At 52.7% G+C, this 23,586-nt stretch carries 25 protein-coding genes; 3 read left to right on the top strand and 22 right to left on the bottom strand.

The window, feature by feature from the left end; translation table 11 throughout:
- Positions 1-90 precede the first annotated feature (90 nt).
- From hisH to B2633_RS11300, 19 genes are all read right to left on the bottom strand, one after another.
- Positions 91-696 carry an imidazole glycerol phosphate synthase subunit HisH gene (hisH, locus tag B2633_RS11390; protein ID WP_483170787.1) on the bottom strand — a complete coding sequence of 202 codons (606 nt, stop codon included), beginning with the start codon at positions 694-696 and terminating at the stop codon, positions 91-93.
- Between the two features lie 32 nt (positions 697-728).
- Entirely contained in the window at positions 729-1,322 is a 594-nt protein-coding gene (hisB, locus tag B2633_RS11385; protein ID WP_483170786.1) for an imidazoleglycerol-phosphate dehydratase HisB, read from the bottom strand.
- 2 nt (positions 1,323-1,324) lie between these two features.
- Positions 1,325-2,611, bottom strand: a complete 1,287-nt coding sequence (gene hisD / locus B2633_RS11380; RefSeq protein WP_483170785.1) for a histidinol dehydrogenase — start codon at positions 2,609-2,611, stop codon at positions 1,325-1,327.
- Positions 2,611-3,264, bottom strand: a complete 654-nt coding sequence (gene hisG, locus B2633_RS11375; protein WP_483170784.1) for an ATP phosphoribosyltransferase — start codon at positions 3,262-3,264, stop codon at positions 2,611-2,613. The genes hisD and hisG overlap by 1 nt, the downstream gene beginning before the upstream one ends.
- Position 3,265: 1 nt before the next feature.
- Complete coding sequence (gene hisZ / locus B2633_RS11370) at positions 3,266-4,459, bottom strand: ATP phosphoribosyltransferase regulatory subunit (RefSeq protein ID WP_483170783.1); 1,194 nt, start codon at positions 4,457-4,459, stop codon at positions 3,266-3,268.
- A gap of 46 nt (positions 4,460-4,505) precedes the next feature.
- Positions 4,506-5,168, bottom strand: a complete 663-nt coding sequence (locus tag B2633_RS11365) for an HD domain-containing protein (RefSeq protein WP_483170781.1) — start codon at positions 5,166-5,168, stop codon at positions 4,506-4,508.
- Positions 5,169-5,174: 6 nt separating this feature from the next.
- Positions 5,175-5,708 (bottom strand): hypothetical protein, encoded by a 534-nt coding sequence (locus B2633_RS11360; RefSeq protein WP_483170780.1) that lies wholly within the window; start codon positions 5,706-5,708, stop codon positions 5,175-5,177.
- 3 nt (positions 5,709-5,711) lie between these two features.
- Positions 5,712-6,998 carry a phosphoribosylamine--glycine ligase gene (gene purD, locus B2633_RS11355; RefSeq protein ID WP_483170778.1) on the bottom strand — a complete coding sequence of 429 codons (1,287 nt, stop codon included), beginning with the start codon at positions 6,996-6,998 and terminating at the stop codon, positions 5,712-5,714.
- Between the two features lie 121 nt (positions 6,999-7,119).
- Positions 7,120-8,643 carry a bifunctional phosphoribosylaminoimidazolecarboxamide formyltransferase/IMP cyclohydrolase gene (purH, locus tag B2633_RS11350; protein ID WP_483170777.1) on the bottom strand — a complete coding sequence of 508 codons (1,524 nt, stop codon included), beginning with the start codon at positions 8,641-8,643 and terminating at the stop codon, positions 7,120-7,122.
- Between the two features lie 101 nt (positions 8,644-8,744).
- A complete protein-coding gene (gene purN, locus B2633_RS11345; protein WP_483170776.1) occupies positions 8,745-9,371 on the bottom strand; it encodes a phosphoribosylglycinamide formyltransferase in 627 nt (208 codons plus the stop codon).
- The gene (purM, locus tag B2633_RS11340; protein WP_483170775.1) at positions 9,368-10,405 is read right to left on the bottom strand and encodes a phosphoribosylformylglycinamidine cyclo-ligase; all 1,038 of its coding nucleotides are present in this window, start codon (positions 10,403-10,405) and stop codon (positions 9,368-9,370) included. Before purM ends, purN begins: the two co-directional genes overlap by 4 nt.
- Before the next feature lie 35 nt (positions 10,406-10,440).
- Entirely contained in the window at positions 10,441-11,856 is a 1,416-nt protein-coding gene (purF, locus tag B2633_RS11335) for an amidophosphoribosyltransferase (RefSeq protein ID WP_481037776.1), read from the bottom strand.
- On the bottom strand, positions 11,841-14,042 hold the full coding sequence (gene purL / locus B2633_RS11330) for a phosphoribosylformylglycinamidine synthase subunit PurL (protein ID WP_483170773.1): 2,202 nt from the start codon (positions 14,040-14,042) through the stop codon (positions 11,841-11,843). The genes purF and purL overlap by 16 nt, the downstream gene beginning before the upstream one ends.
- Entirely contained in the window at positions 14,042-14,743 is a 702-nt protein-coding gene (gene purQ, locus B2633_RS11325; protein ID WP_483170772.1) for a phosphoribosylformylglycinamidine synthase subunit PurQ, read from the bottom strand. The genes purL and purQ overlap by 1 nt, the downstream gene beginning before the upstream one ends.
- Positions 14,740-14,997, bottom strand: a complete 258-nt coding sequence (purS, locus tag B2633_RS11320) for a phosphoribosylformylglycinamidine synthase subunit PurS (RefSeq protein ID WP_481037773.1) — start codon at positions 14,995-14,997, stop codon at positions 14,740-14,742. The genes purQ and purS overlap by 4 nt, the downstream gene beginning before the upstream one ends.
- Before the next feature lie 72 nt (positions 14,998-15,069).
- Positions 15,070-15,786 (bottom strand): phosphoribosylaminoimidazolesuccinocarboxamide synthase, encoded by a 717-nt coding sequence (purC, locus tag B2633_RS11315; RefSeq protein WP_481043097.1) that lies wholly within the window; start codon positions 15,784-15,786, stop codon positions 15,070-15,072.
- 18 nt (positions 15,787-15,804) lie between these two features.
- Positions 15,805-17,100, bottom strand: a complete 1,296-nt coding sequence (purB, locus tag B2633_RS11310) for an adenylosuccinate lyase (RefSeq protein WP_483170770.1) — start codon at positions 17,098-17,100, stop codon at positions 15,805-15,807.
- 3 nt (positions 17,101-17,103) lie between these two features.
- On the bottom strand, positions 17,104-17,622 hold the full coding sequence (purE, locus tag B2633_RS11305; RefSeq protein ID WP_481037771.1) for a 5-(carboxyamino)imidazole ribonucleotide mutase: 519 nt from the start codon (positions 17,620-17,622) through the stop codon (positions 17,104-17,106).
- Positions 17,623-17,907: 285 nt separating this feature from the next.
- The gene (locus tag B2633_RS11300) at positions 17,908-18,093 is read right to left on the bottom strand and encodes a hypothetical protein (RefSeq protein WP_483170769.1); all 186 of its coding nucleotides are present in this window, start codon (positions 18,091-18,093) and stop codon (positions 17,908-17,910) included.
- 220 nt (positions 18,094-18,313) lie between these two features.
- Here B2633_RS11300 and B2633_RS11295 point away from each other — a divergent pair, with 220 nt between their 5' ends.
- Positions 18,314-18,877 carry a GerMN domain-containing protein gene (locus B2633_RS11295; RefSeq protein ID WP_483170767.1) on the top strand — a complete coding sequence of 188 codons (564 nt, stop codon included), beginning with the start codon at positions 18,314-18,316 and terminating at the stop codon, positions 18,875-18,877.
- Between the two features lie 411 nt (positions 18,878-19,288).
- Here B2633_RS11295 and B2633_RS11290 read toward each other — a convergent pair whose 3' ends face one another.
- Positions 19,289-20,140, bottom strand: coding sequence for a response regulator (locus B2633_RS11290; RefSeq protein WP_483170765.1), 852 nt, complete (start codon positions 20,138-20,140; stop codon positions 19,289-19,291).
- A 261-nt stretch (positions 20,141-20,401) separates the two neighbouring features.
- On the opposite strand from B2633_RS11290, the gene mscL reads away from it, so the two are divergent.
- Together mscL and B2633_RS11280 are read left to right on the top strand one after the other, a co-directional pair.
- Positions 20,402-20,779: a large conductance mechanosensitive channel protein MscL gene (gene mscL / locus B2633_RS11285; protein WP_483170764.1), complete on the top strand. Its 378-nt coding sequence runs from the start codon at positions 20,402-20,404 to the stop codon at positions 20,777-20,779.
- 257 nt (positions 20,780-21,036) lie between these two features.
- Positions 21,037-21,225 (top strand): hypothetical protein, encoded by a 189-nt coding sequence (locus B2633_RS11280; protein WP_481037766.1) that lies wholly within the window; start codon positions 21,037-21,039, stop codon positions 21,223-21,225.
- A 141-nt stretch (positions 21,226-21,366) separates the two neighbouring features.
- Here the strand turns inward: B2633_RS11280 and B2633_RS11275 are convergent, their stop codons facing one another.
- Together B2633_RS11275 and hydF are read right to left on the bottom strand one after the other, a co-directional pair.
- Positions 21,367-22,080: a DUF4397 domain-containing protein gene (locus tag B2633_RS11275; RefSeq protein ID WP_483170763.1), complete on the bottom strand. Its 714-nt coding sequence runs from the start codon at positions 22,078-22,080 to the stop codon at positions 21,367-21,369.
- Between the two features lie 321 nt (positions 22,081-22,401).
- The coding region (hydF, locus tag B2633_RS11270) for a [FeFe] hydrogenase H-cluster maturation GTPase HydF (RefSeq protein ID WP_483170761.1) at positions 22,402-23,586 on the bottom strand (1,185 nt) is incomplete at its 5' end.

The raw sequence follows: 23,586 nt of genomic DNA, 5'->3' as shown, positions 1-23,586 counted from the left end.
CGCTGCCAGTCATTATTATATCTGAACAGCCCTGCCGGCCTTCCCTTAATCCGCAATAAGAAGACCTCCGGCCGGGGTTGTTTATTACCGCTACAGCCGGGCGAAATTATGTAAAAGCCTCAAGCCCAATTCCCCGGATTTCTCGGGATGAAACTGGGTTGCGAACAGGTTATGGTGCTCCAGGGCGCATACAAAATCGTAGCCGTACTGACAGTAGGCTCCCACCCATTTGGGCTCCCCGGGATTAACATGGTAAGAGTGCACAAAATAGAAATGGCTATCGGCGTCGATACCCGCAAACAACCTGCTGTCAGCAACCGGTTCGACTTGATTCCACCCCATATGCGGCACCTTGTAACTGGAGGGCAATTGAAAGCGCGTAACCCGCCCGGGAACCAGGTTCAAACCCTGATGCACCCCATTTTCTTCGCTTACTTCGCAAAACAGCTGCATCCCCAAACAGATGCCCAGCAATGGCACCTCCCGGGCTGCCACCTCTTTGAGCGCATCAGCCAGCCCTTTGCCGGTGAGGTTTGCCATGGCATCCTCAAAAGCCCCTACACCGGGCAGGATCACTTTGGAAGCCCCCATCACCTTGCCGGGTTCGCTGCTGATTTCCGAGTTGTAGCCCAACTTGTGCAGGGCATTCTGCACACTGCCCAGATTGCCCATGCCGTAATCGATTATCGTTATCAAAGTCTCATCCCCTGTAGAATATACGCCGATTATTACAGTTTGCCTTTAGTAGACCAGACCCCTTCTATTCGGGGTTCGCGGGTTATAGCGGCTTTAAATGCACGGGCAAAAGCCTTGAAAACCGCTTCGATTATATGATGGCTGTTGGACCCGCGGATAAGGTCAATATGTATATTCATGCCGGCGTGGTTGGCTACCGCGCGAAAGAACTCGGCCACGTTTTCAGTGGCAAAAGGTCCAATCTGGGACCGGTTCAGGCTTACATCATAGACCAGGCAGGCCCGCCCCGAAAGATCCAGAACCACCCTCACCAGGGCTTCATCCATAGGCACGGTCGCTTCCCCGTAACGGTTGATGCCCTGTTTGGCGCCGATAGCCTGGGCGATGGCCTGCCCCAGACAAATTCCTATATCCTCCACCGAGTGATGATCGTCCACTTCCAGATCGCCACGGGCTGCCACCTTCAGGTCGCACAGGCTGTGGGCTGCAAAAAGGGTCAGCATATGGCTGAAAAAGGGAATTTCTGTATCCACCTGATGCTTGCCGGTTCCATCCAGCTCCAATTGCAGCAAAATCTCGGTTTCGCTGGTTTTTCTCAACACTTCGGCCGACCTGACAGTTTCCATAATCAATCACTCCCTTTCCTCACCCTTACCGAATTGGCATGTGCCGTCAGTCCCTCAACTGTGGCCAGTTTAATAATGTGGTCGGCATCTTCTTGGATACCCTGGCGGGAGTAGTATATCAAGCTGGAAGTCTTGGTAAATGTATCGACTGTCACCGGGGAGTAAAAGCGCGCTGTACCTCCGGTGGGCAGTATGTGGTTGGGCCCGGCAAAATAATCGCCTACCGGCTCCGGGGTATACTTGCCCATAAATATTGCTCCCGCATGATGTATCAGGCTGATCAGATCAAAAGGAGCCTCAACCATCAATTCCAGATGCTCGGGAGCGATGAGATTGGCGACTTCACAGGCTTCCTGGATATCGTGGGTGATGATAAACGCCCCGTTTCTCTCCAGCGCCTCCAGTATCATGTCACGCCGCGACAGTTTCATCACCTGCCGCTCCAACTCTGATTCCACTTTATCCAGCAGGGCGGCATCCGGTGTGACCAGAATGCTGCGGGCCAGAACATCATGCTCGGCTTGCGACATGAGGTCGGCGGCCACATAGGCCGGATCGGCCTGCTGGTCAGCTATGATGAGAATCTCACTGGGTCCGGCCAGCATGTCTATATTTACATCCCCATAGACCATCTTCTTGGCCAGGGTTACATAGATGTTGCCGGGGCCGCTGATGAGATCGACCTTGGGCACCTTCCCGGTTCCCCAGGCCAGAGCGAAAATAGCCTGAGCGCCCCCCATTTTGTAGACTTCTTCCAGACCCAGCTCATAGGCCGCCACCAGGGTATAGGGGTTCATTTTCCCCTTGCTGTCCGGAGGACTGACCATGGCAATTTGGGGCACACCGGCCACCTGGGCCGGAATGGCGTTCATTAACACCGAGGAAGGGTAGGCGGCGGTTCCGCCTGGAACATATATACCAACCCGCTGCAGAGGGCGGTGCAATTGTCCCAAAATATTGCCGCGTTCATCCGGTTCCATCCAGGAGTTCTTCAACTGGCGGTTGTGGAAGGCGGTGATATTATCGATGGCATTGCGGATCGCATTAAGATATTCATCATCTACCAGATCATAGGCCTCATCGAATTCATCTTCACTGACCAGCATATTGGACTCGTCTACCGGGCCGTCGAAGCGGCAGGTATACTCTAATACGGCCTGATCCCCCCGAGCCTTGATCTGCTCTGCAATGGCCCTGACCTGTTCTTCGTAACCCTGCAGACTTTCTTCGCCGGCTGCCAAAAATTGCCGCAGGGTTTCGTCTTGCGCTGTGATCCGTTTAATTTTCATTAATTATTACCACCTTTCACCAGGGTTTGCAGTTTATCAATCAAGGGTTGAATCAGCTCATATTTGGTGCGATAACTGACCCGGTTGCAGATTAAACGGGTAGTTGAATCCATTATCTTTACCAGTTCAATTAGGTTGTTCTCACGCAGGGTGCGGCCCGTGGAAACGATGTCCACGATCATATCCGAGAGCCCCATCAGAGGGGCCAGTTCTATGTTGCCGTGCAATTCAATAATCTCTACCTGCAGCCCCTGCTGGCGGAAAAACCGTTCCGCTGTCACCGGGAATTTGGTGGCTACCCGTTTGTAATTGAGGTCGGCGAGTTTGGCCGAGCGCATGGCTTCCGGCACCGCCACCACAAAGCGGCAGTAACCGTACTGCAGATCAACCATCTCGAAAATATCTTTACCCTGCTCCACGATTACGTCTTTTCCCACGATACCAAGGTCCGCAGCCCCTTGTTCCACATAAGTGGGCACATCGGTGGGACGGCACATAATATATCTGATCATGGGCTCTTCAAAGTCGAACACCATGCTGCGGCTGTCTTCGTTTACACCCTCGGCGGGCAGCCCGGCTTTTCCAAAAAGGGCCACCGTAGGTTTCAACAAAGTGCCCTTTGATAAAGCAATCGTTAGGTACTGCTGTTCCAAGTTAATCCCCCCGTCCTGATGTCACTTCTAAACGGTCCTGGTCATGGAGGTACTCCAGGCTCCAGTTTTCCCTGGACTCGACCACCTCGCGGAGGGTTTCCCGGCTGCGCCCCAGTACATCCATCTCAACCACAAACCCGGCCTGGCGCAGTTCTCCGCAACGTTTCAAGACCTGCCCCGGATCAGTTCCACCCACCAGATAATGATGGGGCTCCGGCTCACGGCATTTCAAGACCAGGGCCAAACGGTCAATTCCCACCGCAAAACCGGTAGCCGGGCAGGAAAAGCCGAATTGCTCCAATAAACGGTCATAGCGGCCCCCTCCCAGGAGACCATAGCCTAAATCCGGAGAATAACCCTCAAAAACCAATCCGGTATAATAGTCCAGGCGGCGCAGCACACCGAGATCGATCACAATATCATCCAGCACCCCGTAGTGTCCCAGGGCATCATAGACCTGCAGCAATTCTTGAACCGCAGCTGAAGCCGCCCGGTTCCGTTCTATATAGGGAATGCGTTTTATGACCTCCAGCCCGCCATGAAGAACAGGCAGGCTGGCGATGGCCTCTTTCAATCCGTCCTCTACCCGCATATTTTCCAGGATCCGGTTCAGCTCCACCAGGTCTTTGCTCTCTACCAGGGTACGGATCTGTTCGCGCTCTGCGCTTGATAAGGCTTTATCATCCAGCAAGGCGTTAAAAATCCCTATCTGGTTTATACTGATTTTAAACCGGGTCAGACCCAGGTCGCGCAAGAGGCGGACCGCGATATTGATGATCTCGGCGTCCGCCCAGGGTCCGGGCGCCCCTAACAGTTCAAGCCCGGCCTGCCAGTACTCGCGGTACTGGGCCAGGTGGGGCTGCACGTGGCGAAATACATTGCTGATATAAAACAGGCGCTGGGGCAGCTGCACTTCCCGAAGATGGGTTGAGGCCAGTCTGGCGATAGAACCCGTCACCTCAGGCCGAAGTGAGAGAATGCCCCCTTCGCGATCCATGAAAAGGAACAATTCCCCGCGTATATTTTTACCGGCGCCGCTTTCAATCACCTCCAGGAATTCAAAGGTGGGAGTGATAACCTCTTGATAGCCGTAACTGCTAAATAAGCGGGCCGCTTTCTTTTCAATATTTCTTTTTACCTTGACCTCGTCGGGCAGCATGTCACGCAAACCCTTGGGAACGTCTCTGTTTTTCATAGCTGTCTCCTCGTGTTGCGGATGTATATGCAATATCCTGTTTTATCTATAATAATTTGGCGTCATTTATCATCAGCTCAAACTCACATCCCAGATATTCCGCCGCCCTTCTGCTCATTAACATTTTGGTCAGAAAGATCTCGAAGTACTCCATTACTGATGTAACTTCGATGTCGATGCTTATTTTCAGACTGATAATCTTTTTTTGCGCATCAACTTCGAGATGTGAGTCGGTAACCGCGTAATTGACCCGGTCCCGGGGTGTGAAAGCGGCAAAGTCGCGTTTTCTCACCCGGGAGCGTTTTACGTCGGACTTGTCAGCCAGAATCAATGCTGCGGCGATATTGTTTACGCTCCTGCCTCCGGCGTGTTCTTCATGATTGCCGATGGCTCCCATGATGATGGCGATCTCTTCAGGGTCCATGCCCATATCCAGGAGAATGCGAAAGGCCATCAAAGCCCCCGACATGCCATGTCCATATCGATTGATAAGATTGCCTATATCATGCAGATAACCGGCAATTGCCGCCAATTCCGCCTGGCGCTGCGGAAAACCCAGTTTGGTCAGAATATCATGACTCAGTTGAGAAACCAACTCGGCATGATTGACACTATGTTCAATGGCGCCGATGGCGCCGATATAATCATTGCCCACCAGCATATAACGCTGTACGGCCTGATTGTTTTTGACGTCTTCCAGGGTGATCACTACGGGCTAGCCTCCCCATTCTTTTTTTAGCTTTTCAGCCTGGGCCGCAGCCTTGGTGCCTTCAGGGATACTGTTTAATAACTCCAGGGCCTGTTGGCGCTGTCCGACCTGGTTGAGCTGCTCTGCCTGCGACAGCGTCTGGGCGGCATGGGCCTCTTTCTCGGCCTGGGCGATACGTTTATTCATATCCTGGGTTCGGCCCAGGGCCTCCAAATCCCGGTAGCGCTGTATAGCTTCCTCATACCGCCCCTGGCCCTGCAGGTCGCTGCCCTCTATTACGATACGGCGCACTTCTATGCGCTGCGGCAGGGTGTACAGCATAACAATATATCCGCAGCCGATAACCGCCAGCAGTAAGAGGGCCGCCAGGTGCGGCAGAGAACCACGGCGCTGCTTGACCATGTACCCCAGAACAAATACAAAAGGTACACCCAGCATAAAGGTAGTCTTGAGAAACTCGCGGGTGGGAAGAAAGAACAGCATCCCCACCCCGATTAGCAATACGGCCCAGCGTAATGCGATCTGTCTGGACCAGACCACGGCTTAGTCCTCCTTCAATAATGCTTTACGCCCGATGTCGCGCCGGTAATGCATATGATCAAAGCGGATTTTGCCCGCTTCCTTATAGACCTTTTCCACAGCTTCGCGGATTGTGGCCCCGCTGCTGACCACATTCAAAACCCGCCCCCCGTTGGTTACTATCCGCCCGTACTTTTGGGCGGTGCCGGCATGAAATACCAGGGTATCCTGATCTACTTCCTCCAGTCCTTCAATAGGGAATCCTTTTTGATAGCTTTCCGGATAGCCTCCTGAGGCCAATACCAAACACACACAGTTTCCCGGCTTCAACTCTATCTCCATATCCTTGATGTTTCCCTGCGCGGAGGCCTCCAGCAAAGGCAGCAGATCGCCGGCCAGCATGGGCATAATAGCCTGGGTCTCAGGATCACCAAAACGGCAGTTAAACTCCAGAACTTTGGGTCCGTCAGCGGTAATCATCAAACCGGCGTACAATACCCCCTGATAAGGGCAGCCCTCGGCCTGCATAGCGGCGATTACCGGTTCGATGATCTTATTTACGACCTCTTGACAAAGTTCTTCCGTAAAAACCGGAGGGTTGACATAAGCCCCCATGCCGCCGGTATTGGGGCCTTGATCATTATCATATACCTGTTTGTGATCCTGGGCGGCTATGAGGGGTATGTAGTTTTGGCCGTCACTGATGGCAAAAAAGCTGACCTCTTCGCCTTCCAAAAATTCTTCAATAACCACCTTGTCACCGGCAGCCCCGAATTGGTGTTCTTGCATCATGCCTATCAGGGCGGCTTCAGCCTCCGCTTCGGTTGATGTTATGATAACCCCTTTGCCGGCGGCCAGCCCGTCAGCCTTCAGGACTACCCGCCGGCCTTTTCTTATGAAGCCCCGCGCATATTCCAGAGCCGGTTCCAGGCTGTCGAAAGCCTCATATGCGGCGGTAGGGATGTTGTATTTGCGCAAGAGGTTTTTGGCGAATACCTTGCTGCCCTCCAATTGAGCGGCCGCAGAGGTGGGTCCAAAGATCTGCAGATCATGGTCATGGAATAATTCCACTATGCCCGCCATCAGTGGCACTTCCGGGCCCACCACGGTCAGGTCAATCTGTTTGCTCCAGGCGAAATACAGGATCTCGCTGAGGTCGTCAATCTCGATATCCTCACACTCGGCCAGCCCAGCCATCCCTGGATTACCCGGGGCGGCATAGATCTTTTCGACCTCTGCGCTCTGTGCCAGCTTCCATACCAGGGCGTGCTCCCTACCGCCCTGACCGATGACCAGTATCTTCTTACCCATACGTACCCCCCTTATCAGCTATTCCAAATGATCGGTTGACATAAATCTGTGCAGGGTATTTCCCTTTGCTGTCTGGTATAGATTAATAGGATACCATAAAATCCGGCGGTGTAAATAGGTCTTAGTGTTTAAAATGCCTGACCCCGGTAAAAACCATGGCAATGCCGTGCTTGTCGCACTCCGCAATGCTCTCTTCATCACGGATGGATCCGCCCGGTTGGATAATAGCTTTAACTCCGCCTGCAGCCGCGATTTCTACCGTGTCTTTAAACGGGAAAAAAGCGTCTGAAGCCAAGACCGAATTTATTGCCTTGTCACCGGCCATCTCCACGGCGATGCGAGCCGAACCCACACGGTTCATCTGCCCTGCCCCCACTCCTATGGCCTGCTTTGCTTTGGCCAGAACGATGGCATTTGATTTAACATGCTTGCATACCTTCCAGGCAAAAAGCAGATCCTCGATTTGTTCGGGACTGGGTTGGGCCGTGGTCACTACCTTAAGGTCGCTGGCCTGTATATTATCCTCATCAGATTCTTGAATGATAAAGCCTCCATCCACGCTCTTGACCTGCCAGGACGCAGGGGGGTTTATCTCCAAACGCAATATGCGCAGGTTGGTTTTTTTCTTCAAGATTTCCAGGGCCTGATGATCATAATCCGGCGCGATGATGACCTCCATGAAGAGGGCTGCGGCCTTCTGGGCGGTTTCCTGGTCAACCCGGCCGTTGAAGGCAACGATGCCCCCGTAAGCCGATACCGGATCCGCGGCAAAAGCGCGCTCATAAGCCTCGGCTAAACTGCTGCCCAGGGCGGTGCCGCATGGGTTGTTATGTTTGATGATGACACAGGCCGGCTGCTGGAATTCTCTGACCAAATCCCAGGCGGCCTGGGTATCGATGATATTATTATAGGATAATTCTTTGCCGTTAAGCTGTTCCGCATCGGGGAGGCCGCAGCTGCCGGGCAGCATGTCCCGGTAGAAAGCCGCTTGTTGGTGGGGATTTTCTCCATAGCGCAGCCCGTAGACCTTCTCGCCGGCACAAACGTAGGTGTCGGCCAGATCGCTCCCCACCAGCTTGGCCAGGTAGGCGCTGATCACAGCGTCGTAACCGGCAGTGTGCTGAAAGGCCTCCAGGGCCAGCTTTAAGCGGGTGTCTTCATCCACTCCGCCGTTCTGCAATTGCTGCAATACAACCGGATAAAGGTCAGGTTTGGTCACGATCACCACATCGCGGTAATTCTTGGCAGCGGCACGAACCATGCTGGGGCCGCCAATATCAATGTTTTCGATGGCCTCCTCCAGGGTGACTCCGGGTTTGCTTATGGTAGCCTTAAACGGATAGAGATTCACAGCTACGATATCTATCGGTGTAATCTGATTCTGCTCCAGCTCGGCCAGGTGGCGGCTGTTTCTCATGGCCAGTATGCCGCCGTGTATTTTGGGATGCAGAGTTTTAACCCGCCCGTCCAATATCTCCGGGAAACCGGTAACCTCTGCCACTTTAACGACCTTCACCCCCGCATCCTGCAGAGCCTTGAAAGTCCCGCCGGTGCTGATAATTTCGTAACCCAGTTTTTCAAGCCCCTGAGCGAATTCAATCAACCCGCTTTTATCAGAGACGCTGATCAATGCCCTTTTTGTCACCAATAAGCCCCCTTTAAGGTTATCAATATTTTACGCTCCCCATACTGTAGCCATGTTTGTAATTTATGTTCCCACTTTTAGGCTGCGGCCTTTTTCCGGGCTCAGCGTATAAAAACGCGGCGCCCCTCCAGCCACACCCGTCCTTCGGCGATCATCTGCAGACAGCGCCAGTAAAGTTTGTGTTCTTCAACTAATATCCTGGTAGCCAGGCTGTTTTCATCATCGTCCTGGGTTACCGGCACCACCGCCTGCATGAGGATCGGGCCGGTATCCATGCCTTCATCGACCAGGTGCACCGTGCAGCCGCTGTATTTCACACCGTAATCTATGGCCTGACGCTGGGCATTGAGCCCTGCAAAAGCAGGCAGCAGTGCAGGATGAATATTGACCACCCGATTCTTAAAAGCACTCAGAAATTCCTTGCCAACCATACGCATATAGCCGGCTAATACCACCAGGTTAACCGCTTCAGATTGCAGTAGTTCCACCAGATGCCTTTCATAATCGCTTTTATCTTTGAATTGACGCGGATTGATGCAGCAGTTGTGTACATTGCGGACCGAAGCCTTCTGCAAGACGGCCGAATCGGGGCTGTCGCTGATTACCACAGCCATAGTGGCGTTTAGGTCCTGGCGGATAATAGCCGCCATGATGGCGTCAAAATTACTTCCCCGCCCTGAGGCCAGAAGCCCCAGGCGCAGTTTTCCGGCTTCCATCAAGCGTCTCATAACAACCGAACCCCTCCCGTTTCACGGCTCACCTCACCGATGATCCGGGGCTTTTCGCCTTGTTCGCGCATACTTTCCAGGGTGCGGTCGGCGTCGGTATGACTCACAACCAGAATAAAACCGATGCCCATGTTAAAGGTACGATACATCTCATCCCTCTCCACTCTGCCCGAAGAAGCTATCAGGCTGAATACAGCCGGTATTTCCATGGCACTGGTGTTAATAGAAGCGCCCAGACCGTCAGGCAAAACCCGCGCCAGGTTTTCCACGATCCCTCCCCCGGTAATATGGGCCATGCCATGTATATCCACTTTTTTTAACAGTTCCAAAACCGGTTTCACATAAATACGGGTAGGCGCCAACAGGGTCTCCCCCAGGGTCTGCCGCAGATCCTGGGGCCGCTCGGCAAGCTTTAAACCCGCATGCTCCAAAAGGACTTTGCGCGCCAGGGAAAAACCGTTGGAATGAAGACCGGATGAGGGCAAACCGATGAGAATATCCCCGTCTTCGATCCTGCTGCCCTGGATCAAGCGATGTCTGTCCGCCACCCCAACCGCGAAACCGGCCAGGTCATATTCATCTTCGCTGTAGAAACCGGGCATTTCTGCAGTCTCGCCGCCTATTAGGGCACAGCCCGCCTGAACGCATCCCAGACTGACCCCTTTGACCAGCATTTCAATCATCTGGGGTTGCAGCTTCCCAACTCCGATATAATCCAGAAAAAACAGAGGTTCAGCTCCGTGTACCAGAATGTCGTTGACACACATTGCCACCAGATCTATTCCTACTGTATCATGTATACCCATCATCTGAGCAATTTTTAGTTTGGTTCCCACCCCGTCTGTGCCTGATACCAGAACCGGTTCCCGGTATTTGGCCGCATCAAGGGCAAAAAAACCTGCAAAAGCGCCGATATCATTTATCACTTCAGGGCGCCGGGTCATTCCCACCCATTTCTTTATCATCTCCACCGAGGTGCTGGCAGCGTCAATATCCACCCCGGCCTGCTTGTAATCCCAGCCCGGTTTATCCATGGATTTCTCCCCCAATCGTCATCTCAATAAAAAATCTATCCGCAACTAGAGTCAGGATGGTACCCATTTACGGGCACCGGGTAAGCACCGCTAAAACAGGCCGCGCAGAAGCTGGCCGAACCGCCCTCCAGGGCATTGAACATCCCTTCCATGCTCAGGTAATGCAGGCTGTCAGCCCCGATAAAGGCTTCGATTTGGGGCACTGCCATGGTGCTGGCAATCAATTCTTCCCTCCGGGAAGTGTCTATTCCATAAAAACACGAATACCGGGTAGGCGGTGAGGCCACTGCCATGTGAACTTCTGCTGCTCCGGCATCGCGAAGCATCTGCACGATCTGCTTGCTGGTGGTGCCCCGCACGATGGAATCATCGACCATGATCACCCGTTTGCCCTTGACCACCTCTTCCACCGCATTTAATTTCATGCGCACGCTGTTCTCCCTCATATTCTGAGTGGGCTGTATAAAAGTGCGCCCCACATAGCGGTTTTTTATAAGCCCTTCATGGAAGGGCAGCCCTGATTCTTCGGCATAACCCAGGGCCGCTGACGTCCCGGAATCAGGAACCGATATCACCATGTCGGCTTCCACATTGCTTTCTCGGGCCAGCTGGCGCCCCATAGCCCGGCGCGCCTGATAAACATTAATACTGTCAATAGTGCTGTCCGGGCGGGCAAAGTAAATATATTCGAATATGCATATGGCCTTGCGCGGTGAAGGCATATACTGAATGGAGTGCAGGCCGCTATGATCTATCGCCACTATTTCTCCGGGCTTAACGTCGCGTATCAGTTTAGCCCCTATGGTATCGAAAGCCACCGATTCAGAAGCCAGAATATAATTGCCATTGAGTTCTCCCAGGCATAGCGGCCTGATTCCCATAGGATCCCGGGCTCCCACCAGGCGGTCGTCAGTGGCGATTACCAGGGCATAGCCTCCCTTGAGATCGATCATGCACTTGGATAAAGCCTGCTCCATGCGGTCATGGGAGTAACGCGCCAGGAGGTTGGCTATAACCTCGGTATCGGTGGTAGTCTGAAAAACCGAGCCATAAGTCGCCAGCTGCCGGCGCAGAACGGCTGCGTTTACCAGATTGCCGTTGTAAGTCAAGCCTACCATGCCCTGCAGATAATGGAAAACCATAGGCTGGGCATTCACTATGCTGCTGGCTCCGCTGGTGGAATAGCGCACATGGCCGACCGCTATGTGGCCCGTCAAGGACGCTATGTGCTCCGCCTTGATCACATCCGGCACCAGTCCCATGCCTTTTTGCAAATGGATCTCACTGCCGTCAGACACCGCTATGCCGGCGCTCTCCTGGCCGCGGTGCTGCAGGGAATATAAGCCGTAAAAAGCGGTGCGGGCCGCATCGGTATCGTTTTCAGGCTTGTTCATATAGATCCCGAATACACCGCATTCATCTTTAAAGTGATCGTTTAACTCATGTGGCATGCTATAGCTTCCCCCCAACTATGGGCAGCTTGTTCCAAGGCAACAGAAATATCGGCTTTCCCTTCCAGCTTATACTGCAAGAGCCCTCCTCCGGTTGTTCCCAGGCGGTGCAGTTCAATACCGAAACTGCGGGCCAATGCCTCCACTTCCGCCAGGCTGCTCTCCGGCAGGCTGGCCACGATCCGCCCCGGGGCTTCTGAAAACATGACTTCATCCGCACGCTGTCCGTTAATAGGCGGACTTACTGCGAAGCCCATGGAGCCCGCAATGGCCATCTCAGCCAGAGTAACGGCCAGACCGCCGTCAGCCACATCATGACAGGAGGACAGAAGTTTCCGGGCGGAAAGTTCTAAAAGCAGATCGATCAAGACCTTTTCCTTTTCCAGGTGCGGCGCCGGAACCTCCCCGCTTTCCTCGTCATGTATCAAGGCGAGGTACTCGGATCCGCCCAGTTCGGTGCGCAGGCCCCCCAAGATCACAATAATCTCGCCGCTGTTCTTGAAGGCCATATCCATCCGGTTTTCCAGGTTCTCTATTAAACCTACCATGCCCACCACCGGGGTGGGGAAAATAGCCCCGGCTTCAGTCTCATTGTATAGACTCACATTGCCGCTCACCACCGGGGTGTTCAAGGTTCTGGCGGCCAAGCTCATCCCTTGAATGGCCTGCTGCATCTGCCAGTAAATGTTTGGATTCTCGGGGCTTCCGAAATTGAGGCAATTGGTCAGGGCCAGCGGTCTGGCGCCGACACAGGCCAAATTGCGGGCCGCCTCGCAGACCGCCATAACGCCCCCGCGGAACGGGTCGAGATAGACCATCCTGCCGTTGCAGTCCGTAACCAGGCCGATACCTTTGTCATGGCCCTTGATTCTCAAAACCGCTGCATCGCCTTGTCCTGGCAATACCACCGTATTCAGCATCACCTGATGGTCATACTGGCTGTAGACCCACTTCTTGCTGGCAATGCTGGGTGAAGCCAGGAGGGCCAGAATTGTCTGGGAATCGCATTCATCAGGCAATTCAGCCCAGCTAAAGGCCTGCTTCTCTTTATAATAAACGGGTTCCTGGCCCTCGCGGGTGTATACCGGGCAGGATTCGGTCAGGGCTGCTACTGGAACCGAGCCCCTCAATTCCTGGCCTTCATACACCTTGAACAAGCCGTCGCCGGTTACCTCACCGATGACGACCGCATCCAGGCCCCACTTTTCAAAAATCTCCGTAATACGGTTATGTTTGCCCTTCCGCGGCACGATCAGCATTCGTTCCTGGGATTCTGACAGCATAACCTCATAGGGGGTCATACCCGGTTCGCGGCGCGGCACTTTGAGCACATCCACCGCCACGCCCAGGCCTTTTTTGCTTGCGGTTTCAGCTATGGAACTGGTCAGGCCGGCCGCGCCTAAATCCTGCATACCGGCTACCAGGTCTTCTTTGATCAATTCCAGGCAGGCCTCAATGAGCAGCTTCTCCATAAAGGGGTCGCCCACCTGCACAGAGGGGCGCTTTTCTGCGGAACTCTCCGATAATTCCTCGGATGCGAAGGTGGCGCCATGAATCCCATCACGGCCGGTTCTGGCTCCTACCAGCATAATGGGGCTCCCCACCTCATTGGCTACCGCCAGTGCGATCTCATCCTGTCTCACCAGGCCGACGCACATGGCATTGACCAGGGGGTTGCCGCGATAAGAGGCGTTAAAATATACTTCCCCTCCGACCGTTGGGATTCCCAGACAGTTGCCGTAATCGCCGATGCCTTTGACAACCCCTGAAAACAGGGCCTTCACCCGGGTTTCATCCAGAGGGCCAAAGCGCAGGGAATTCAGCATCGCGATAGGCCTGGCTCCCATGGTGAATATGTCTCTCACAATTCCGCCCACGCCGGTGGCGGCGCCCTGGTAAGGCTCAATCGCCGAGGGATGGTTGTGGCTCTCGATTTTGAAGACCAGGGCCTGGTTGTCACCGATATCGACCACGCCGGCATTCTCCCCCGGGCCCTGTATCACCTGCGGCCCCTGTGTAGGGAACTGTTTCAAGAGCGGGCGGGAGTTTTTATAGCCGCAGTGCTCCGACCACATTACCGCAAACATGCCCAATTCCAGGTAATTGGGGGTGCGTCCCAGGAGTTCCGCAGCCTGCCGGTATTCTTCATCAGTCAAGCCCATTTCCCGGTAAGATAGTTCTTTCATTATCTGCCCACCTCCTGAAGCCAGCTGATCATGGCAGCGAAAATCGGATATCCGTCAACGCCTCCCATAACACTCTCCGAGCAGCGTTCGGGATGAGGCATCATTCCCAGTACATTGCCGGCTTTATTGGTGATCCCGGCGATATTGGCCAGGGAGCCGTTGGGGTTTGCAGCATCGTTTTCTATGCCCTCCGGGGTGCAGTAGGTGAAAACAATCTGTCTGTTATTTTCCAATTCCTTCAGCGTTTTATCATCACAATAGTAATTGCCCTCGCCATGAGCGATGGGCACCCGCAGGACTTGATGCTCCTGCAGGGTGCGGGTGAAAGGTATTTCGGTATTCTTGACCTTAAGGTGTACCGGCTTGCAGATAAACCGCAGGGTGCGGTTGCGCAGCATGGCTCCCGGCAGGAGGCCCGCTTCCAGCAGGATTTGGAACCCGTTGCATATGCCCAATACCAGACCGCCTTGAGCGGCGAAATCCACTACCCGGGACATGACCGGCGAAAAACGCGCGATTGCGCCGGTGCGCAGGTAGTCTCCATAAGAAAAACCCCCGGGAAGAATGAGGGCGTCACAAGCGGTTACATCGGGTTCTTTATGCCATATATACCGGGCCTCTTGCCCCATCACCTGCTCTATAACGTGGAAGCAGTCCGCATCGCAGTTCGAACCCGGAAAAACGATAATACCGAATTTCATGGTTCATCGACCTCCGCTATTTCCACCCGATAGTCTTCGATAACCGGATTGGCCAAGAGTTTGTCGCTCATCTCCTCCAATTCGCGCCGGGCTTTTTCCCGGTCTTCACCTTGCAGCCATACTTGTATATACTTGCCGATGCGCACTTCATCAACATAAGGATAGTCTAAAACATGCAGGGAGTTCTTTACCGCCTCGCCCTGAGGATCCAGTACCCCGGGTTTCAACGTTACATAAATATTGGCCTTAAACACCTTCTACCTCCTGTCCTGGCCTACGGCCGGTCGCCTTGTCATCATTTTATTGCACAGATCCTGCTCAAGGCTCTAGCCTGGCAGGGCTGCTTCAATGCGCCTTACCACTTCCTGATAGGCTTCCTCTTCACCGCCCAGATCCCTCCGGAAACGGTCTTTGTCCATCTTTTCAAGACTGATTTTATCCCATAAGCGGCAACCGTCCGGGGTGATTTCATCTCCCAGGATAAGCCGGCCTTGATAGAGGCCGAATTCCAGCTTGAAATCTACCAGAATGATACCGATGCCGTCAAAGAAGCTCTGCAAAACCTGGTTTATTCTGAGAGCCTGCGCCTTCATATCCTGCAGTTGCTCCTCGCTGGCCCAACCCATGGCCACAGCCAGGGATTCGCTTATCATCGGATCGTGCAGGGCGTCGCTCTTGTAATACAACTCCACCACCGGCGAGGACAGCGCTTCTCCCTCTTCCCGGCCCAGCCTTTTGGCCAGTCCCCCGGCGATGAGGTTGCGGACCACCACTTCCACAGGTATCATCTCCAGCCTCTTGACCACTACATTGCGCTCATCCAGGGTTTTGACCAGGTGAGTGGGAATGCCGTGCCGGGCTAGAAAAGTATAGATCAAAGCGGATATGCGGTTGTTGATGACTCCCTTGTCTTTAATAATACCTTTTTTGGCGCCGTCAAATGCAGTGGCTTCGTCTTTGTAGGACATGATGACTTCATCATCGCGCTCCGTGCTGAATATCCGCTTGCCTTTGCCTTCGTAGATTAGCTCTCCGCTGTTCATACTTTCTTCCCCTCTCATCTATTCGAGCCCGCATCGTTGGAATATGTAATCCACGTTTTTGTAGTAAATCGACATGTCGAAAACCGCTTCGACGTCCTCAGGGCTTAAGACCTTCATGATCTCCGGGTCGTCTGAGACCAGCTGCTTAAAACTGCACCGCTCCGACCAGCTTTTCATGGCATTGTCCTGTACCAGGCGGTAAGCGGTTTCCCGCAGCATTCCTTTATCTATCAGGTGCAGCATCAGCTCCTGGGAGAATATCAGCCCCCCGGTCAGGTTGATGTTGCGGGTCATATTATCCTCATATACCACCAGGCCTTGGATCACCCCGGTCAGTTTTTCCAGCATGTAATCCAGGATGATGCAGCTGTCAGGTATGATCACCCTCTCCACCGAAGAATGGGTCAGGTCGCGCTCATGCCACAGGGCCACATTCTCCAGGGCTGCTACCGCATTGCCGCGTAAGACCCGGGAAAGACCGGCTACCCGCTCGCTCATCATGGGGTTGCGCTTATGGGGCATAGCCGAAGACCCTTTTTGCCCTTTGCGGAACGGTTCTTCCACTTCTAAAATCTCGGTGCGCTGCAGATTTCTGATCTCAGTGGCGATCTTTTCCAGAGAAGCCCCGATCACGGCAATCGTGGTCAGGAACTGGGCGTGACGATCGCGTTGAATCACTTGTGTGGATACCGGGCAGGGCTTTAAGCCCACATCCTGACAGACAGATTCCTCAACCCGCGGGTCGAGGTGGGCGAAATTGCCCATAGCTCCGGAGACAGCCCCATAGGCTATATGATCCCGGGCCTGAGACCACCTGATCAGATCCCGTTCCAGGTCGGTGTACCACAGGGCCATTTTGAGTCCGAAAGTGCTGGGCTCGCCATGCACCCCGTGACTGCGCCCCATGTTCAAAGTATATTTATATTTCGCCGCCTGCTGGGCTACAATCTGGCGCAGCCGCTGCAGTTTGTCCGTGATGATGTCGGCGGCGTCGCGCATCTGCATAGCCAGTCCGGTATCCAGAATATCCGAGGAGGTCATACCCAGGTGAATATATTTGGAGGGTTCGCCAACATATTCAGCCACATTGGTGAGGAAGGCGATGACATCGTGATGCACTTCAGCTTCAATTTGTTCAATGCGCTCGACATTAAAAGCAGCGCGCTCTTTAATGATCTCAACCGCTTCTGCAGGAATATTCCCCAGCCTGGCCTGGGCTTCACAAGCGGCTATTTCGATCTTCAGCCAGTTCTGCAGTTTATTGTCCTGCGACCATATCCGGCCCATCTCGGGCAGAGTATATCGTTCAATCATATCCTATCTCCTTAACGATTCAAGGTAACTCTTGATGCCCAATTGCTGCAGCTTCTTGTCTTTGTCCAGTACAGACCCCGCCATTTTAAGGCGGTAATCCTGCAAGGCCCGGCGCAGTCCGGGATCGCTCAAGGCCAGCATCTGCACCGCCAAAAGAGCTGCATTGGCACTGCCGTTGATGGCCACCGTCGCCACCGGGATGCCCCGCGGCATCTGCACAATGGCGTAGAGGGCGTCTACTCCGGCCAGAGCGCCGCTTTGGACGGGCACCCCGATGACCGGAAGCAGGGTAGAAGCGGCTATCACCCCGGGCAGATGAGCTGCGCCTCCAGCCCCGGCGATGATCACCGCCAGGCCTCTTTCCACAGCTGTGGCCGCATAACGCGCGGTTTCCTCGGGCAGCCGGTGCGCCGAGCAGATGGTGATGTCGTAATCGACCCCGAACTCCCGTAAAATATCAGCCGCGTCTTTCATCACTGCCAGATCGGAATCACTTCCCATTATAATACCTACTTTAGGCATCAACCGGCCTCCTTCTCTGCAAACAAATGGTATAAAAAATAGATTACCCAGACGGGTCGTTTCGTAACCGAAACCTGTCCGCCTGGGCTTTTATCCCTATACGGTGTAGTGCTCAGCACCTGTGCCACTCGGACCTGTCCATCCTGCATGCGGAACCCTAGGCACACTTTCGCGTTGTTTCGCTATGTATTTTTACAATTTGATATTATCAGAGCCTATTAACAGTGTCAACCAAACACCTCACGGATATATCAACGATTTTTGCGATCCCACCCAACCTTTGATTTAGGCCAGACCGTCAACTTCCAAAAGGCGTTCTTTGAGTTCATTGATCTGCTGCTGCAGATAACGGGCCTCCGCACCGATTTCCACACTGCTCTGCATCCGCAGAGCATCGAAATCCACCTCTTTTTCGATATCCTCCAGTTGAGTAACCAGACTCCGCACCAATTCTTTGACCAGATCTTTCATGCCAACCCCTCGATTCCGTACAAAATCAGTTTTGCTTTTGTTGGATAATTATTCCCAGGCCGAAGATGGCGCTATACGCAAAATGCGAATTATTATTTTTTGAAGCCGGTGAAAGCTATACCGCCAAAGAAATGTATAAAATAGCATAATGGATGTTGAATGAGGCTTTATAATTTTTATAATTAAGGAAACGAAAATATAAAAATTTGAGGTGAAACACATGAGAGCTATCAGGCCTATATTAGTTGTATTGATCCTGACCCTTGCGGCGATGCTGGCGGTAGGATGCTCCCCCAACAACAACCCGGGAGACAATCAGCCCAACCAGAATGACCCTCAGGCTGCTGAGATAGATAAAGAAATCACTCTGTATTTCTCAGACCAACAGGCTCAGTTCCTGGCGGCGGAAAAACGCACCGTAAAGGTGGCCTCCGATGAACTACAGGCAGTCGCTGAAGCGGTGGTCAATGAACTTATAGCAGGACCCAAGGGGGCCGGTCTGGTCAAAACCATTCCCCCGGAAACGAAGCTACTTGCAGTGAGCATTCAGGATGCGATGGCCACAGTTGATTTCTCTAAAGAGTTGAAAACCAAACATTGGGGAGGCAGTACCGGCGAGAGCATGACCATTATGTCCATAGTCAACAGTCTTACGGAGCTGCCGGGTATTGAAAAAGTGCAGATTCTGATTGAGGGCCAGAAAGAAGACACTCTGGCAGGCCACTGGGATCTCAGCTCTCCCATATCCCGCGATGAGAGTATCATCGGTAAGGAAATACGTTAAATGTGCCTTCTTTCCAAGTAGCAGCGGTGTTCATCTTGCCCGGCATCTGCGTACATGCCATAATCATGGCCAAGGTCTGACCGGTATATCGGGGTTGAAATGTGCAGATGCTGGCATATTACGGACATCCCAAGATCATACTCTACCCGAAGGGTTTGGCGCATTTTTTTGTGCGCCCTATCCCTTCAAACTATCATGAAAAGATTACTGAAGAAGAGTACGCTAGATGCAGCCTGCTTCCATATGATTGTCTGATTGGCAACAGGTATGTCTATCAATCCACATACTCCTCGGTCTAATCCGCATAGTTGGCGCGACTGTTTATTAGCAAAGAACTCTACCCTGTAAAGCCCTGTCTTTCAGCAGCTTTATGTACCCAATTCAAAACAATGACCCTGTTTGGGGCCACTCTTATCCCCCATGTCTCAGTGTATTGGCGGTGCTTTTGGGAAACTCTTTCAGCGGTTCCTTATTGGCAGAGGCATAGGTTAATAACCCCCCTTTGTCCCGGCCATCATAGGGGTAAGTGGCATAGCTCATCTCCAGGATGCTGAAAGGATAATCAGCTTCCTGCCGGCTGAGATGATCGATGATTTTGCGCATTACCACCCTGGTTCCGGTCTGGTCGGAAAACGGGCACAACACCACCAGACGGTTCTCGGCGCCTATGAGTATATCGGTTTCCCGCAGCTGCCGGTGCAAGGTATCGTAGCACAGATTCATCAATTCCTGCACATCATGCTCCGGTCTGCGTTTGGCCTCATCGACATCGAGGGAGAGCTGAATGATGGAAAACGGGTAATTGCCCCGGCTGGCCCGGGCGATCTCAAAATTGATAAGCTGGTTTAAATCAAATTCTATGGTGTCTGGATAATGTGGTTCAGCCGGAACGGGTAAAAGGTCTAATAAACGCTTGACCCGGCTATATAGAATCCCGGCATCAAGGGGTTTCAAATAGTAGTCATCTATTCCCAGGTTGAACAGCCTGAGCACATCTTCTGAGCGCGGGGATGCTGAAATGACCATGATAGGGATGCGATAATGAGTAGATAACCGGCGGATATCCGCAATGATATTTATCACCCGTTCATCACCCAGACTATGGTCAAGCAGGAAAAGGGCCTGATTTTCGATTTTCATGGGCGCGAAGTCCAGCTCCTGCCAGGAAGTCATGCAATTGACCTGATGCCCTTTGGTTCTCAGTACATCCGCCATCAACTGCCGGCTGGAGGCAGAAGGGCTTACAATGGCTATGTTTGCCATCCATATCCATCCTCACAGAATTGCTACTAATAGTTATCGTCAGTTGAACCAATAAGGTTTAAGGTCAATTGGAGAAGCTGCCAGCTGTTGGCGCCGGGCATTAAAGTTTTTTGTGATAAACCTGAAATCAGATCAGCAAACTTGCGCTGCTTTCGCTCAAGCGTTTTCCGGGGAAAATAAAATGCAACCAGCCCTTTTAATTTAGTTTGTCTGCTATGATTAAATAGACTAAGAAAAAATTGGATAAGGAAGGTGACAGTAATGTGGCGGGAATTCAAAGAATTTGCCATGAAAGGCAATGTGCTCGACTTAGCCGTAGCGGTGATCATTGGCGGCGCTTTCGGGAAGATAGTGACCTCGCTGGTTAACGACATCATTATGCCTCTGGTAGGCTTGTTGATGGGCGGTTTAGATTTTTCCGGCCTGCAGCTGCAGGCAGGCAGTGAAGCGGTCAAGTATGGGGCTTTTATTCAGAGCGTCGTGGACTTCCTTATCATAGCCTTCAGTATTTTCCTGGTGGTCAAAGCCGCCAACAGACGCAAGCAGAAGGAGGGGGCAGCTCCGGAAGAAGCACCCCTCCCCAGCGATGAAGTGATTTTGTTGTCAGAAATCCGTGATCTCCTAAAATCACGGCAATAGAATTTTTAGTTCATTTTTCCTGTAAGGCATTACAATTAACTAAACAATCTATCCTGCTAAATAACCTATTAACCGGAAGGAAGCCTGCGGATAACGCTTATTCGCAGGTTTTTCCGTCTTAAAGTTCGGCGGGGAGCGGCCGTTGAACAGAACCGCCCGGGCAATCATGCTATATTATGGCAATGTCCCGGATCCGGCATACAATCAATGGATGTGGAAAAACTAACTTATGTATATTGTTAAAGGAGGTAAGCCAGATGGATAGAGTCATCATCAGCGCTGCGATAACACATATCCGCAATGCCAAAGAGGAGATTGAAAAGCTCCCCAGAGACCGCATGAACCGGCAGACCAGGAGCGAGATAGACCATGTTTGCCACGCCCTCGATGACAGTATAAGCCACTGTCAGGATCTTTTTGGCTCTGCCGGCACGCAAAACAAATAAAATTGCCCGGGCAGTTGGAGTTCAGGCTTCAGCTGCTTCTTTTTGAGCATTGCGTCACGGGGACGGGATTGCTGATAATCTCAAAGATTGTCAACAATCCCGTCCCCGCTACACAGGCATCGCTTCGTCACTCTTTACTCCCTAAACATACTTAAAAATGATTTTGACATTGCTTTTACCCGGTGCTGCCTTTCTAACTTCTTCCACTTTGGAGGCTTCTGCTTCCTCAACAACTTCTGCTTCTTCAACAACCGGAAGTTCGTCTTCAAAGTAAATGATCTCCACAGCCGGATCGCCTTCAACCAGACCAACCGCATAGACGATATAACCGCTGCCGCCTCTAAATAACAGGTTTTTTCTTGCCAGAATTATATCACTGTTATTGGTAGGCCTTAACTGAACGCTATAGGTATCCGGGGATACACTGGAATATCCCGTAACCTGTCTATACGCTACATCGCTGATCACCCTGTTGTCGTTCAAAAATAAATCCAACTCGGGAGCATCCGGAGACAGATTGGCAAAGCGGATCCTTACTTCCTGGGGAGCGATATCACCAAATGGCTGTAATATCGGCAGAGTTTCAACATCTGATATTTCTCCTATCAACGCCAGAGTGATGGCTTCGCTGGGAGGAAGATTTACTTCAGTGTCAAGGATGGGGTTGGTCCTATTACCTTCCAGAAAGACCTGAATTCTGTTATTGCCCGGTCCTATAGGCAAGTATCGGCTTACATTTTTGTAGGTCAGGTTTTCGTCCAATAATTCTTCATTAATAAAGACATCAACTGCACCGACTCCGGGCAATGCATGTAAGGCCCTAATAAATGAGTTTATCGTGGGAATATGAATCACATCCTATAATTACTTTTGTTAAAGAGTATTCATAAAGGGTTACAAAATTGCTTCTTTTGCTTAAAAATAAAAATGGTGGTCTAGAAGTTTATTCTAAACCACCCCAGTCTATGAGCTTAATTGCCTTTTAAACCCCAACCCATTTATTACCTCGCGCCATTACCGCCCCCACCCGGCAATATCAAGTCAAAGCAAAGCGGGAAAACTTTAATGATTACGGTGAACGTGGAAAAGACGCCTGGGCGTCCATGCACTGCTTGATTCTCTCTTTGCAAAAGGGATTGAGCCGAAAACAGTCGTTGTGGCATGGAACGGGAGCGATCAGCTTTCCTCCCAAGCCAGTCGCGCGGCGGGGAAGGGGCGTAAGGCCCTGGAAAGAATGCCCATGGCATAGGCGATCAGGATCCCGTAATTGGTGATAGAAACGCACTGTTCCCGGGCTTTTTCCATACGGTACTGCATCTCCCTGCGGTTCAGCATGCAGCCGCCGCAATGCACGATCATGGCATATCCGGAGAGATCCTTGGGATAACAGGCTCCGCTGGCCCATTCAAATTCAATATCCCCGCCCACGATTTGACGGATCCAGCGCGGGATTTTTACTTTGCCGATGTCGTCCGACTGCCGGTGATGGGTGCAGCCCTCGACGATCAGGATCCTGTCGCCGGGCGAAAGCGTTTCAATACGTTTGACGCCCCGCACCATTTCCGCCAGATCCCCCTTCTGCCGCGCGAACAGAATGGAGAACGAGGTCATGGGAATCTCGGCAGGGGTGTCCGCGGACACTTTGAGAAAAGCCTGCGAGTCGGTGATCACGATGGCGGGTGGCGTGTTCAGGCGCTCCAGCGTCAGCTTGAGCTCATGCTCCTTTGTAATGACGGCGCTGGCGTCGCTTTCAATGATATCGCGGATGGCCTGCTGCTGCGGGAGGATCAGCCTGCCCTTGGGGGCCCCTTTGTCGATGGGCGTCACTAGCACAGCGATATCGCCCGCCCGGATCAGTCCGTCCATCAGCGCCGGCTCGACATCCTCAAAATTGGAATTTGCGATGATCTGCTGTTTTATCTCCTCCAGCCCGAAGCCGCTGCGGGCGCTTGCGCAGACCAGGGGAATCCCGGCAAGCTCTCTCAACTGTCCGAGCACGCCGGCGTCGGGCAGGCCCTGGTCGCATTTGTTGAAGACCAGGACGGCCGGGATCTTCCTCCGCTTCAATTGTTCGATAAATTCCGTCTCAAGCTCCGATATGCCAGACTCTCTATCGGCAACGACAACTGCGAGGTTGCATCTGCGCAGCACCTCGTAGGTCTTCTCGACGCGGAGCTTTCCCAGCTCTCCCCTGTCGTCCAGCCCCGCCGTGTCGATCAACACAATCGGCCCGACCGGCAGGAGCTCCATGGCCTTGCGGACGGGGTCCGTCGTCGTCCCCGGAACGTCAGAGGTGACGGCGATGTTCTGCCCCGTGAGTGCGTTGATAAGCGAGGATTTTCCGGCATTGCGCCGGCCAAA

The organism is Syntrophomonas sp. UBA1041, assembly GCF_002316705.1.
Taxonomy (GTDB): Bacteria; Bacillota; Syntrophomonadia; order Syntrophomonadales; family Syntrophomonadaceae; genus DTU019.
Note: the sequence above shows the minus strand (reverse complement) of the source record. Positions and strands in the feature narration are given on the sequence as shown.